This window comes from Pseudoalteromonas obscura, from assembly GCF_030135505.1.
Classification (GTDB): Bacteria; Pseudomonadota; Gammaproteobacteria; order Enterobacterales; family Alteromonadaceae; genus Pseudoalteromonas; species Pseudoalteromonas obscura.
Map to the genome: position 1 here is coordinate 365,703 of NZ_JASJUT010000004.1, position 13,715 is coordinate 379,417.

General features: G+C 42.6%; 10 protein-coding genes. 8 read left to right on the plus strand and 2 right to left on the minus strand.

The window, feature by feature from the left end; all coding sequences use genetic code 11:
• Positions 1 to 220: 220 nt before the first annotated feature.
• From QNM18_RS12990 to QNM18_RS13000, 3 genes are all read left to right on the plus strand, one after another.
• The gene (locus QNM18_RS12990; protein ID WP_284137456.1) at positions 221 to 1,282 is read left to right on the plus strand and encodes a hypothetical protein; all 1,062 of its coding nucleotides are present in this window, start codon (positions 221 to 223) and stop codon (positions 1,280 to 1,282) included.
• 489 nt (positions 1,283 to 1,771) lie between these two features.
• Entirely contained in the window at positions 1,772 to 2,800 is a 1,029-nt protein-coding gene (locus tag QNM18_RS12995) for a cytochrome-c peroxidase (RefSeq protein ID WP_211011071.1), read from the plus strand.
• Positions 2,797 to 5,151 carry a hybrid sensor histidine kinase/response regulator gene (locus tag QNM18_RS13000; protein ID WP_284137457.1) on the plus strand — a complete coding sequence of 785 codons (2,355 nt, stop codon included), beginning with the start codon at positions 2,797 to 2,799 and terminating at the stop codon, positions 5,149 to 5,151. The genes QNM18_RS12995 and QNM18_RS13000 overlap by 4 nt, the downstream gene beginning before the upstream one ends.
• A gap of 42 nt (positions 5,152 to 5,193) precedes the next feature.
• Here QNM18_RS13000 and QNM18_RS13005 read toward each other — a convergent pair whose 3' ends face one another.
• Both QNM18_RS13005 and QNM18_RS13010 read right to left on the minus strand, forming a co-directional pair.
• Positions 5,194 to 6,066 carry an SDR family oxidoreductase gene (locus tag QNM18_RS13005; RefSeq protein WP_284137458.1) on the minus strand — a complete coding sequence of 291 codons (873 nt, stop codon included), beginning with the start codon at positions 6,064 to 6,066 and terminating at the stop codon, positions 5,194 to 5,196.
• Positions 6,067 to 6,383: 317 nt separating this feature from the next.
• Positions 6,384 to 7,229: a type 1 glutamine amidotransferase domain-containing protein gene (locus QNM18_RS13010; RefSeq protein WP_284137459.1), complete on the minus strand. Its 846-nt coding sequence runs from the start codon at positions 7,227 to 7,229 to the stop codon at positions 6,384 to 6,386.
• Positions 7,230 to 7,352: 123 nt separating this feature from the next.
• Between QNM18_RS13010 and QNM18_RS13015 the strand changes: the two genes are divergently transcribed.
• The 5 genes from QNM18_RS13015 (at position 7,353) to QNM18_RS13035 (ending at position 13,697) form a co-directional block, all read left to right on the plus strand.
• On the plus strand, positions 7,353 to 8,264 hold the full coding sequence (locus QNM18_RS13015) for a LysR family transcriptional regulator (RefSeq protein WP_284137460.1): 912 nt from the start codon (positions 7,353 to 7,355) through the stop codon (positions 8,262 to 8,264).
• A 99-nt stretch (positions 8,265 to 8,363) separates the two neighbouring features.
• Positions 8,364 to 8,918 (plus strand): hypothetical protein, encoded by a 555-nt coding sequence (locus QNM18_RS13020; protein ID WP_284137461.1) that lies wholly within the window; start codon positions 8,364 to 8,366, stop codon positions 8,916 to 8,918.
• A gap of 312 nt (positions 8,919 to 9,230) precedes the next feature.
• Positions 9,231 to 11,657, plus strand: a complete 2,427-nt coding sequence (locus QNM18_RS13025) for an ATP-binding protein (RefSeq protein ID WP_284137462.1) — start codon at positions 9,231 to 9,233, stop codon at positions 11,655 to 11,657.
• A gap of 181 nt (positions 11,658 to 11,838) precedes the next feature.
• Positions 11,839 to 12,978, plus strand: a complete 1,140-nt coding sequence (locus QNM18_RS13030) for an RNA polymerase sigma factor (protein ID WP_284137463.1) — start codon at positions 11,839 to 11,841, stop codon at positions 12,976 to 12,978.
• 104 nt (positions 12,979 to 13,082) lie between these two features.
• Positions 13,083 to 13,697, plus strand: a complete 615-nt coding sequence (locus QNM18_RS13035; protein ID WP_211011044.1) for a flavin reductase family protein — start codon at positions 13,083 to 13,085, stop codon at positions 13,695 to 13,697.
• Positions 13,698 to 13,715 lie beyond the last annotated feature (18 nt).

Consider the following 13,715-nt stretch of genomic DNA (forward strand, 5'->3'; position numbering starts at 1 on the left):
TTGATAAAAAATGGACTTTCTGGGTCGTCCTAGGTTGTATATTTGCAACTTTTTAATCAATGATGGCGTGTTTCAGCTTCTTGTTTAAGTTTTTTGATCGAGAATATAGCAACCTAAGTTATTAAAGTATTCATAGTTAATTGTGGTTATATGAACTATATGGCATCCAATTGTAGGTATGTTATGATCCGCCAACGCAATAAAAATAGTTTGAGATACGATGTTTAGTAGTAGAGATGATCTGATTTTAGCCACTTTGAGTAATAGCCAAAAACTTCACAGTGAGAGTTTTGAGTATAAATCTCTATTTTTAAATTTAATCACCCCAGACGAAACCAATGCGCGGTTTTTACCCTGCGTATTTATCGAGAATGAGCACGCAAGGTTGTTCGTCGAAAGAAGGTTGTCTAAAAACCAATTGGTCGAAATTTACGAAGCAGATGGTAAGGTGATCATAGGGAAAGACTGCATTATTAACTGCCTAAAGTATGGAACGAGTGATTGGCGCAAAGCAAACCAATCTATTGAGTCGATTATAGAGCTAGGTGAAAACATTTCCGTATCTGAAATTATCCAAGTCCCTACCGTTTATCCTCTTGAAGACAACCAGTACCAAATTTTAACAGGACACAGGCGCTTCTTTGCTTTGATTTACACATACGGCCTTGACCATGCCGCACAGTTCAAAGTGTATGACTCCAAGCCTTTACTTTATAAAGTTAAACAATTTCAAGAAAACGCCAGTCGTGAAGATTTACCACAATACGGTAAGTTACAAGCTTTCTTGTCTGCAATGCTAGAAATTGAAGGCATTGATCAGGCAAGGTTAAAGATTGGCGAAAAGAAATTGACCGTCAGAGAAAAAGCGAAAAACCTGGGCGTTTCGATGGGCGCGTTTGACAACTACAATGTACTGACTCGCTACCCAGAAGTAATTCAGGCTTATGAGGACGGCTTAAGCGCTTCATTTGTCAAAGTTAAAAAAATTATTTTGGAGTGTGAGCAAGAATACAAAGCGCTGCACGATAAAAAAATGTTGGGTGCTGGTGACAAGCGAGAAATTGGAGAGCAAATAGCTGCTCGGTTACTTGGTAAAAAGCCTACTAGCGCAAAAGTGAAGTCATATAACGTTAAAAAGATCACACAAGTAGATGTGCTGAAAAAGCTGCTTTTTGTGGATGTATCTACACTCGATACCAACATTGATTGGGGGGTGTTGGACTGGGACGACCACGAGCAAGTGAATAAAGCACTTGAAGGTTTGCTGGAAAAGCTCAGCTGATTTCACTTTTTATCCAAAATGAAAAAGCGGCAGCCATCACCTGCTGCTTTTTTAATTGTAATTGTTTAGTTAGACATCTAGGTGAACCTTCTTCTCGCGGCTGTATATCAAACATAAACACTGTGTGGGACATTGAGGTTTCGATGCCTTTTGGGCTCCTGATCATCTGAGGGCCTCACTCATTGCATTGAAAACATATAACTAGAATTTTAAAGCGCTGGGTACTTTAGGTGTTATTTGATCTTCTATGAGCAAGGTGTCCCATCGTTAATAAAGTTGTATTGGCGGCTTTGCAACTTAATTGTTTACATTACTTTTTCTGTGTACTCGGTCTCATGCGTGAGTGCAAAAATACGATCTATTCGATGCTCTGGGCCAATCTAAATTCTTCCTTCGCGCTTTACATAAAATTTCCAGTTAAAATGGTGGTGACTGTCTATACTTTGATCAATGGTCTAACTGAATAGGGTGTTTATCAAGGATGCATTTATGAGTAGTAGGTATGTGGTTCTTGTAACTGTGTGTTTACTTGCCATAGTGCTGGTACTTGCCATGCAGTTAAAAGCATCCCAGCAGCAACACCAGTGGCAAAAAGAAGTCGAAATACTGTCAACTGGCGTCACTTATTTAGAGCGCAAAGTTGAGGCGCCGATCCAGCCGCTCCCTGTGGTCGAACAATACGATATTGCTTGGGCAAGATTGGGTAAGGCGTTGTTTAAAAGTCCACTATTATCAGCCGATAACACGGTATCTTGTGCATCTTGTCATGATTTATATAACGGCGGAGATGACGGTTTTTCAGTTTCTGTGGGAATAAAGCAGCAATTGGGCGAAAGAAATTCTCCAACAGTATTCAATTCGGTTTTGAATTTCCGCCAATTTTGGGATGGTCGCAGTCCCAACTTAGAAGCGCAAACGCCAGAACCTATCCACAATCCGATTGAGATGGGCAGCAATTGGCAAGAAATCATAGAAAAACTCAAAGCACAGCCTGGTTTTGTCAAAAGTTTTAACGCGGTATCAGAAGAGGGGGTAACGACCGAAAATATCATCAAAGCCATTGTGGCGTTTGAAGCCTCACTCATTTCACAAAATAGTCCTATTGATGCCTTTTTGCTTGGGAATGCCAGTGCCTTGACACCTCAGCAGCAGCGCGGTTACGAAAAATTTATAGGCTATGGCTGTGTGACTTGTCATCAAGGGCGAAATATTGGCGGCAATTTGTATCAAAAAGTTGGTCGGTTGGACCGGGTGCCTAATCACTTGTTAGATGATGTTGGCCGTTTTGCGCTGACTCAAAACCCACAGGACAAGTTTGTATTCAAGGTTCCAAGTCTGCGTAATGTTGCACTGACTGCACCCTATTTTCACAATGGCTCTGTGGATAATTTATCTGATGCCATCCGGATCATGGCAAAGGGTCAGTTGGGTTTGGATCTCAGTGACGAAGATGTGGCAGATATTGAAGCCTTATTACAGGCCTTTACTGGAGAATTGCCGAGGTCATTAGCGGAGTGAAATATTTAATTGAAGGGTGCCTTTTACTGTTAATTTGGTTTTTTGGCTCTCAAGCCATAGATGCTTATTTCCTATCAAAAAACCTGCAACAAGAACTGCTGCTCAAAAGACAGCTTCAGGGGATGGCGACAGAGCTGTCACTAGAGACTTTATCTGCGATGGACCGAAATGTATACCACTTTGATAGGCATGCCCAAAAGCAACTGGAGTTTGAACGTTTGATCAATGAGCTGGAGTTGAATACACGTTTAAACTCTGAGATTAAGCAGTCTTTAGATGAGTTCAAAAACACCATCGATACCTATATGCAGTTGGCATCTATGCTCAAAACTTCTTATCGCTATATAGCCAAATTAGAGTTGTCTAAGGCCGAATTTAATCAAGAGGCGCAAGTGTTGATCAGTCGCAGTATTGCACTTGTCTCCAATTTACATGTTACCAATTCAATTCCTGTTATTGAGACGGTTAATAACCAATTAGTTTTGTTGGTGCCTGAGCTCAAGCAGCTTGAATCACAAGCGCCCAGATTGAGAGTATTGCGCTTGCATATCGAATTTGTTTTGGACAATGCATTGAAAGCGTCGAATTTACTAGTGCCCATCCAAGAAAGTGAAGTGGTGAAAACGATTTTGCACACTGTTCACGATGTCTCAGAGTCAATTGAAGCGGCAAAATGGCTGATGGTGCGTGCTGTTTTTATGCTGATCTGCGCGATATTCTTATTGATTATTATCGCGCTATCTAGGTTGTTAGTGGACCTGAAAAAAGCCAATATACTGGCTAACCAAGCGGCTGAAACTAAATCTCTATTTGTTTCAAATATGTCCCATGAAATAAGAACCCCGATGAATGGAATCTTGGGGCTAACGGATATTTTACTCTCGACGGAATTAACGAGCGTTCAGCGTAACTACTTGGAAAAAGTGCGGTTTTCAGCCAATGCCTTGACCACCATCATCAATGATATTCTAGACTTCTCAAAGATCGAATCGAAGAAACTACATATTGAACATATTCCATTTCAGTTTGAAGATCTGCTTGATAATTTACGTTCTCTGATCACACCATTAGCCAATACTAAGGACGTTAAACTGATTTTTGACTTGGCCCCAAATATCAGCAAACAGTATATTGGCGATCCAGTCAGAATTAATCAAATTATGCTGAATTTTGCCTCAAATGCTGTCAAGTTTACAGAACATGGCTCGATTACTTTGAGTGTGAAGCAAGAGGAGTATGAAGATGACAAAGTATGGGTGGTAATTTCCATCGCTGATACAGGGATCGGTATTGCCCAGGAGAGTGTCGACCAGTTATTTGAGCGCTTTACTCAAGCAGAGTCATCGACAACGCGAAAGTATGGCGGAACCGGCTTAGGACTGACAATTTGTAAATTGCTTACTGAATTGATGAGTGGCGAAATACAGGTTGAAAGTGAGTTGGGCAAAGGGTCAAAATTCACTGTGCGGCTGCCTCTGGCGTTAGTCACAGAACAAGATGTGGTCGAGCCCACATCAATCTCAGGTTCAATGCTGATAGTGGAAGATGACCCCATCTATTTGGAGATCAGTCAAAATATATCTCGCTCTATCGGACTACAGGTCTCGGGTGTGACCAATGGCCGCGATGCGCAAACTACACTCGCTAATCAAACGTTTGACATTCTCTTGGTTGATTGGGTACTACCAGACTGCCAAGCAAATGAACTTCTTAAAATACTGCAAGCTCAAGGGAGTTTACCGCAACGCGTAGTCATATATACCGCTCACACACAAGAGAGTATCGACACCGAATCCGGTTTCCCTATTTTATACAAGCCGTTGTTGAAACGAGATTTAATAGACGCTTTAAGCTCAAAAAATCCGGTTCAGTTATCAGCTTCGGTAGCGCAAGGTGGGACAATCAATATACCCGTAGAGAGTAACGCCCCAGCGCAGCAAAGCGAAAATATCTTAGGAGGAATTGATTTACGCGTATTGCTGGTTGAAGACAATGATATCAATCGAATTGTCGCTTTGAAATTACTTGATCGGATCCCTGGGATAGATGTGCAAGTGGCTGAAAATGGAAAGATTGCAGTAGATAAAATTAATCAGGCGCAAGGGAAGTTTGACATTGTATTTATGGATATTCAAATGCCGGTGATGGATGGTGTTGAAGCCACGAAGTTGATCCGTGAAGCGTTTTCTCCAGAGCAGTTGAAAATAGTGGCACTTACAGCGAATGTTATGCAAAGTGAAGTAGACAAATACCTAGAGGTTGGTATGAATGGGCACTTAGGCAAACCTTTTAAAATGGATGAGCTCGAAGCGGTTTTCAAGCAACATATGGCTGAACTGAATTTAGAGTAATACCAAGCAACCCAAAGGTGGCTTGGTATACTTCCGCTTTTGTTATTGTTTAAGTGTAAGAAGGTGCTCCATATCATATAATGCGTAAATATGTTGCATAGCCGCTTCTGTTGCGCGGTTAACGGTTTCTATGGTCTGGTTTAATCCTGTGCCATCTACTGTGGTCCTAAATGGACGCTGGGTTGCAGGGGTTTGTAAAAGAGTCAGTATAGCGTCCGCCACCATTTGTGGATCAGGCGCATTGTCAGCATCGTGGCCAGCCTCTGTTCCAGCCCACATCGTTTCAGGGGCAGTGGCAAACTCACCATAACTTTCTGTGACGCTTGAATCACTTGAGCGCAGCAGGTTGGCGCCAAAATCAGTACCAAACCCACCTGGCTGAACGATCAGAGACTGTATACCAAATTGAGACAGTTCTACGCGATAATTCTCCGCCAAGCCCTCTACGGCGTGTTTGGTTGCATTGTAAGAGCCTAAAAATGGCAGTACAAACTGACCAAGAATACTAGAAATTTGGATCAGTGTGCCACTTCCTCGTTGCTTCATATGCGGTAAAATCGCGCGGGTTATACGCTGAACACCAAACACGTTGATATCGAATACCTTTTGGAAATCATCAATGTTGAAGCTTTCCTGCCAACCAAGTGTCCCAACGCCTGCGTTATTAATTACTACGTCTATGTCACCTACGCTTTCAATTGCTAAGGCGATACCATTGGCAACACTGCTGTCATCAGTGACATCAATATCGATGACGATAATACCATTTGCCTTCATCTCATTTGCTATCGAAGCGTTACGGCCTTGTGGGTCGCGCATTGTACCTATAACTTTGTAACCTTGACGTACTAATGTATTTGCAATTAGGTAGCCAAAGCCGCTATTTGAACCAGTTACTAAAACAGATTGTGTCATGTATATTCTCCAAATTCGGGTATCTGTTGAGTTACACATAGCTTATTCTGCGCTTGGCTATTAATGAAATTAATTGCTTTCATTTTACTATTAGCAAAATTAATTTAGTTTATTGTTAATCTTGATTGGTACTGGCGTGATTACAAAAATTAAAGAGTGAAATAGCTGTTGGCGGCGCCAGAACCTGGCATAGATAAAGGTAGGGTACAAACGAGTATTTAAGGGGTTGAGAACGAGAGGGTTTTGGCGGTTATATACGGCAGGTGCGATCAAAAAAAGCGTGCAATCGCACGCTGATAAAAGAATGTGAGAATAGCTTATTTGTTAAGCTTATCTAAAAGCGCCTGAGCAACGCCAACAGAGGACTTATTGTTCTGTCCTGTTATCAGTTCGCGGTCGACAACAATATGAGGTTGCCAGTCTTGCTCACTTCGGTCGTACTTGCCGCCAGCTTCAGTTAACGCATCCTGTGGCCAGTAAAATAGCTCATCCCCACCAAGATAGTACTGTGTCGCAACAGCTTCTTCTGAGTTACTGAAAGTGGTCATTTTATACCCTTCATATATCCAGCCCTTTGTAGATGTCGGTTCTTTGCCTAGCTTCATTTGTGTCTCAAACGCTTTTGCATCAGGCAACGCAGATAAAAGTGCAACAGGACCGTGGCAGACTAACCCTGTCGGTTTTTGTGTTGCATTGAAGTGTTTTAAAAAAGCACCTAATTTAGGGTTGGCGACTAAATCCCCGAGAGGAGCATGACCCCCTGGAACAAATACGGCGTCAAATTTGTCGATACCTATTTGTTCGATACGTGAAAAACTGACTACAGGGCTATGCGTTTTATCATCAATCATAAGTTGATTAAACAGCGCCTTATGCGAGTTATAATAGGCTTTGCTGGTATCTAAAAAGTGGTCTGGTGTATCTGACACTGGATCTAACCTAGGGGCCATGCCTTTTGGTGACGCAAAGGTAAGGGTGTGACCAGCTTCTAAAAATAGCTTTACGGGCTCCATCAACTCATTGAGATACACGCCGGTTTTATATTCTGTGCCATTTTTTAAAGTCATTTTATGCGTATCAGACATAACCACTAATATTTCGTCTGCAAGAGCTAGTGGACTTAATGTCAAAGCGCCCAGCGCGATTAAGGTATTTAATTTCATCGTATTTCCTATGCTTTATCTGTAGGTGATTGCGATATAAAACAGCATATAAACTCCCCCTTCATTATTGAAATTAATTGATTTAATATAATCATGAATATGATTAATGGTTGAGGTGGCCAGATGGCAAATATCTCGGATATTGAACTAAACCAACTTAGGTTGTTGCAGATTATCTTTGAAACAAAAAACTTAACACGGGCAGGAGAACGCGCAGGGTTAACGCAATCTGCGGTCAGTCATACGCTAAAAAAACTCCGCCACAGCTTCAACGATTCACTGGTAATTCGACAGGGCAACCAGTTGGTCATGACACCGCGTGCCGAGACATTAAAGCCGCAGTTAAATAGGTGGCTGAACGACTTTGAAAAAAACATTCTTTTCCAAGAGCAGTTTGAACCAAAAACGTCTACTCGAACATTTTTTATTGCTACCAGTGATTTAGTTGAGCAGGCGTTATCAGCGCCGCTAATCACACATCTAGCCGATATTGCGCCACAGATCAGAGTGGTGTTTTGTAAGCTGGATAAGCGAGGGTTGGCTAGTCAAATTGAAAGTGGTGAAGTTGATTTTTCTATCAGTGTTATGGAGTCGAGTCACCCAAGCTTAATGGTAACAACCCTATACAAAGATGACTTTGTTTCAATTGCCAGAAATGGGCACCCAGTCTTGGAGAGCCCTCAAGACATGAAAGCATTTTGTCATTATCCACATGTATTAGCTGGAACGGGTAAGGATACGCGAGGTATGGTGGATGATGCGTTAAATGCTCTGGGGTTATCTCGGACAGTTCAGTACAAGGTCGCAAACTTTTCCAGCGCGCCCTATATCGTAGAGCAAACGGATGCGATTTTTACTGCACCGAGGAAGTTCATCAAAGCGATTGGTCATCAGTTCCAAGTATCAAAATTTGAGACCCCTATTGCTGTAGATGCGTATGCAATGAAGTTGTATTGGCACATAAAGAACAATGATGAACAAGCCATCAAGTGGTTTCGTGAGCAGCTAATTATTGTCGCGCGAGGTGAGCTCTGAGTGCATTTGATCGAGTCCATATCGTGACTAAACGCAATTGCCTGTTAAAACGAAGCGGTTGAATTATCATCATCGCAGAGAATGAATAAGGAGAGCTGAATGCGTGTAGTTTCTTTTTTAAGTGGGTTGTTGTTAGTTGGGTGCACAAGTACGCAGTCCCCAGTAAAATTTAATGAGGATCACTGGCGATATGCGACCGACCCGCACGGTAGCCAAGTGTTACTCGATGAACCTCTGGTGCAAAATAACCGCGTTAAAATAGGCTTTGATCGTGTACCTAGGGTAGATAAGCAAAATAACTCTTGGGTAGAATTAATTTATGATATTCCCAGTGGAAACTTGAATGGCTTAGATAGTATCGAATTGACCTATCAAAGTGATCAACCGCTTGTGATTAAATTATCACAGCAAGAATATGGCGGTCAGGGAGATAAAAGTTATGCGCACTATCAAGTGGTGTTACCACGAGCGCTCACACCTCAAACTCAGCGAGTAACCTTACAGCAATTTACTCGACCTGACTGGACACCTGTGTGGTCTAAGGATAGAGGGATCATCAAATCTTCGGTTTCTGCGTTATATTTTGTTCCTGACTTAACAGACAAAACGGGTGGTCGAGCATCCATGACAATTCATCAATTAAGCTTGCAATAACGTCAGAGCAAAGACGACTGTCTAAAAGCACACTTCTGGGTGTGCTGTCGTTCACACGATTGCGTTCATACGACTAACCATTACCCCAATCCGCATCGTCGCGCACAATGCGTTTGATCACTGCACTGTACAATTTTTAGATGTCATCAATTTCCTCCACTCATAGCGATGCAAAGAGGGAGTTGCAGGATTAATTTGAAAAATTAGCGTTTTTGACAATGATTAAGTAAATGCATAAGTGGTTAGATGAAATATGAGTTCTAGTCAATTACAACGTGCCGAATTATTGGGTTGGGTATCACAAGAGTGCGTATGGGCGTAAAGTATCGTACAACCCCGTGGTTTGTCCCTGCAATTTCGGCAATACTGGTGTTGTCAGTATTGCTTTATTTCAGCATGTTAGAACAGTCAAAATTGATCAACAAAGAACTTGATGAAATCAAAGAGCAGCGGGCTTGGCAAGCGGGGTTTATCGCCGAGCAGATTGAGCAAAGGTTGCAGTATGCGTCTGAGTCATCTGGGCGCTTAGCAAGAGCTTTGCAATTACGCTTAGAGCAAGGTTATCCAACTTTAGGTAAGCAACTGTCGGAGCTTATCCAACCGTATCCTGATGGTTCACAGCGGACGCGCAAAAGTGGGTTTGATGGTTTTCACCAAGCTGGTATTTATTTACCACCAGGTAGCGAGTTGTCAGCAAAACAATCTCAAAGGTTATTAACGGCAAAACAAATTGTTGAAACCTTTGGTCAAGGAGCTTTGTCGAATCAATTTTCAGATACTTGGTTTATGAATCGAACCGGAGGCATTGTCATTTATTGGCCCGAGGTGCCTGAATTCGTATTCAAAGCGCAAGCTGGATTTAGCTATAAGGGGACGCCATGGTTGGTGCCAAACGCTGCTCCTGGTACTTATTGGACCCCCTTGGTGGAAGATCCAATTCCTCAATTATTGATGTTGTCTGCTGTAACGCCAGTTTATATCGAAGATAAATGGTACGGCACAGTTGGGCATGACATTACCTTACAGAGCCTGCTAGATAACGCAAAGTTGCTAAAAGGGGAGCAATATAGTGCTTTTATTTTACTAAACGAAAAAAGCGAAATCGTTGCATCTGATATTGAAAGCTTGATGCAAGCCGGGGGCGCGGAAGACTTTAAAACATTTGAGCACGGCGTGTGGTATGAGGCGTATCAAAAACTATGGGCGCACAGTGAGTCATATCTAGCCTATAAATCGCGACTGTTTACAATGTCAGTTATTGATTCTCAAGGGTGGGTTTTACTCACCTCAATGCCGCTTAAACCCGCCACAGATAAAATTGAACAAGCTTTTACCGCGCTGCAAACAATGGCGTTCATTAGTATTGCAGTTGAGGTCATTATATTGACTGTGTTGTTTGCGTTTTTCCACCGCCGCAATAGAGCTTACGTCAGGCACCTCAAAGACATTTCGCAAACCCTTGCGCAGGAAAAGCAACGCTATCAAGCACTGGTAGATAAAATCCCGTCAATCGTTTATCGCTGCAAGAATGATAAATATTGGACGATGTTGTACTTAAATGGAGCCATAGAAGCCGTTACTGGCTACCTCGCCGAAGACTTTATCGACAATAAAGCGCTGGCGTTTGCCGATATTATTTATCCAGATGATCAAGGTATGGTGTGGCAAGTGATCCAAGATGAGCTAGAGACAACAGGTAAGTTTAAGGTGATCTACAGAGTAATTCATCGCGCCGGAGGGATTAGATGGATGATAGAACGAGGAGGTTATAGTGATAATCGGCAGAACATTGAGGGCGTGATCACCGATATTACAGAACTCAAAGAAACAGAGCAAAAGCTGAAAATATCAAATATGACTTTAGATGAAAAGGTGGCATTAAAAACAGCAGAATTGCAAGTTGCTAATCAAGAGCTGACCGATCAAACAACTAAATTGCAGGCCTCTCTAATAGCGCTGCAACAAACTCAGAATGAGCTGGTGGAAGCGGAAAAAATGGCTTCAATGACCAATATGGTGGTAGGTATGGCTCATGAGATCAATACGCCGATTGGCAATATTGCAATTGCAGAGTCGGTTATGAAATCGAAAATTGAGGCTTTACTGTCTGCTATTGATCATGATCAGCTGAAAAAGGCTAGCCTGCTAGAAACACTCGATGTGATTCAAATGAGTTTGCAGTCAAATAGTGCGAGCGTAGACAAGTTGGTGGCATTAAGTGAGAAGTTTCAAGGTCTAGGTTATCGGCATGAAACAGACGCGCCGCACAATGCTTTTTCATTGTCTCAACTTGGCACACAAGTAATTGAAAAATTTGCGGTACGCTTTGCAGACAACAGAGTGACTTATGCATTGAATATCGATCCAAATATATCTTTACATGGCTCTGCGGAAGCGATGGATGAAGTGCTGAGTAAATTGATAGACAACTCGATTAAGCATGGCTTTACCGTGGCGCAAACAGGACATATTGAAATAAGTGCAAATATCATAGATGCGGGGCGTATGGTTCAGCTTATTTATTGTGATAATGGCTGTGGGATTGAGCAAACAATGGCGAAGAACATTTTTGTTCCTTTTGCAGCACATGCATTAGGCAAGGGCAGTGGCGGCTTAGGGCTTGGCCGTTTATACAATATCATCAAAAATGAATTCAATGGCAAAATTGAATTGCAGTCGCAAAACGGGCGCTCAGGCACATGCTTTATTATATTGTGCCCATTGACCAATAGCTTATAAGTGCTGCGACGGGCGGCACAGTGTTGCGCCACTTCAACCCTCCATCCATGAATAAATAAAAATTGTCACAGTTTATTTATCCACCGGGACTTTATCTATAGCAACCATTCAAAAGGAAAACATATGTTAAAGTCGGTAAATCAATATGCTGTTTCACCGTGGCTAGCGAGGAGGTAAGGGAATGAACGTAGATACACAACTGGAAAAATTAGTTGAGGCTGCAAAGTCAGGGGATCAAAAAGCGTTTTCCACACTGATTGATCAGCTCTCGAACGTGGTCAGTAGCATTGCATTGGCGATCACTAAAGATGTGAATCACAGTGAGGACGTCAGCCAAAAAGTATTTATTAAGGTTTGGCAAAAGCTAGGGGAGCTCAAGAATAATGCCAGTATACTGCCTTGGATCAGGCAGCTTACACGCTATACGGCGATAAACCACCTAAGAGATTTGGGGGCTGTAGAGCAGCACCAAGTGAGTTCAGCTTGTGCAGAGCAACAATTAAATCAGCTCTTTGATGGCAGTATGCCCCTAGACTCATTACTTGCTCAGCAACAACAAAACCAAGTCCTTTATCACTTTGTAGATTCGTTGCCTGATGAAAGTCGGGAAGTGGTTTTGCTGTACTATCGAGAAGAGCAAAGCACGCATGCTGTCAGCGTATTACTTGGGCTTAATGAAGCGGTTGTAAGAAAGCGCCTTGAGCGGGTACGTCGGCAGCTTAAAAGTCAAATTTTGGCAAAATATGGCAAAGTGATTTTGACAACGGCACCTGTGGGGTTGTCATCCATGGTAATGTCCCTAGCGGTGACAGCACCACCGGCAGCTGCAATGACGGTAAGTACAGTGGTGTCAGGTTATCAAACGTCGTGGTTTTGGCAGCTGATTAGTCTATTCGGAGGCGCCGTCACCGGGGGGATATTGGCATTACTGGCCAATGACCTAAGTGCAAAACGTGCTCTCAAACATTTTGATGATATAGCGGTCGTCGCGCAATTACATCGCGCGAGAAAGATCACCAACCTGTGGATCATCGCAAGTGTTATTATCATGATGGTGTGCTATGAAATTAGTTCGGGCTGGCTGTTGCCCTTGTTGAGTTTTGTATTTCTGTTGATAGGCGTGACGCGCTTCACTTTATTGATGGCCGTCGCCAATAAGCGTCGTTTGTTACAGCAAGCAGAGCTTGATCAGAGCGCTTATCAGCGCCTCGCAAGACAACAAAAATATGGCATGTTTGGTTGGTGTTTAGGCGTAATAGGTGGCTCAGCAGGGTTAATTGGTGGATTTGTGCAAACAGGGCGGTTGGCGCAAATACTTTAGTTCGTGCGCCAGTCTCAGTGATGAAGAGAGGCATAGTCTGCTATTTTCTATGTACAAAGATAGCAGGCTAACATATGCTGCTTTATTTCTTTGAGGCAATTGGGATGATATTAAATTTCAAGGAACTATCACCAAATCGTGTTTATCATACTCTGACCCAAACTGTGGTCCCTAGGCCCATTGCTTGGGTATTATCGAAAAACACACAAGGGGTATTAAATTTAGCGCCTTTTTCTTACTTCACAGCGATCAGTTCTGATCCTGCTATTTTAATGTATGCAGTGGGACAGAAACCCACAGGAGAGTACAAAGATTCTGTGGTGAATGTTGAAGCGACAGAAGAGTTGGTTATCCACATCGCTGACAGTGCTTTAGCTCATGAGGTTACCCAGTCGGCGGCATCACTACCAAATGATGAGTCAGAGTTAGATCTACTTGATTTGGATTTGGTTGATTTTCCTGATTCACCTCTGCCCAGATTAGAAAAAGCAAAAGTAGCGTTCGCATGTAAACTACATAAAGTGGTTGAAATGGGAGAACTGCCCATGAAGTTAGTGTTTGTTGAAGTGACACAGGCCTATATTGATGATGAAATAGTTCAACTCGATGAAAAAGCGCGCAGTAAAGTTGATGCATTGAAATTAGATCCACTAGCGAGGCTGGGGGGCGCTGAATTCGCCAGTTTAGGTGAGGTATTTAAGTCTGCACGGCCACAATAGCCGTGCAGATAACGAGCG

What these genes read in the sequence shown, in the direction of transcription:
- QNM18_RS13030 (WP_284137463.1), top strand. Translation starts at nt 11,839, where the DNA reads ATGAACGTAGATACACAACTGGAAAAATTAGTTGAGGCTGCAAAGTCA.
- QNM18_RS13020 (WP_284137461.1), top strand. Translation starts at nt 8,364, where the DNA reads ATGCGTGTAGTTTCTTTTTTAAGTGGGTTGTTGTTAGTTGGGTGCACA.
- QNM18_RS13015 (WP_284137460.1), top strand. Translation starts at nt 7,353, where the DNA reads ATGGCAAATATCTCGGATATTGAACTAAACCAACTTAGGTTGTTGCAG.
- QNM18_RS13010 (WP_284137459.1), bottom strand. Translation starts at nt 7,229, where the DNA reads ATGAAATTAAATACCTTAATCGCGCTGGGCGCTTTGACATTAAGTCCA.
- QNM18_RS12995 (WP_211011071.1), top strand. Translation starts at nt 1,772, where the DNA reads ATGAGTAGTAGGTATGTGGTTCTTGTAACTGTGTGTTTACTTGCCATA.
- QNM18_RS13025 (WP_284137462.1), top strand. Translation starts at nt 9,231, where the DNA reads ATGGGCGTAAAGTATCGTACAACCCCGTGGTTTGTCCCTGCAATTTCG.
- QNM18_RS12990 (WP_284137456.1), top strand. Translation starts at nt 221, where the DNA reads ATGTTTAGTAGTAGAGATGATCTGATTTTAGCCACTTTGAGTAATAGC.
- QNM18_RS13005 (WP_284137458.1), bottom strand. Translation starts at nt 6,066, where the DNA reads ATGACACAATCTGTTTTAGTAACTGGTTCAAATAGCGGCTTTGGCTAC.
- QNM18_RS13035 (WP_211011044.1), top strand. Translation starts at nt 13,083, where the DNA reads ATGATATTAAATTTCAAGGAACTATCACCAAATCGTGTTTATCATACT.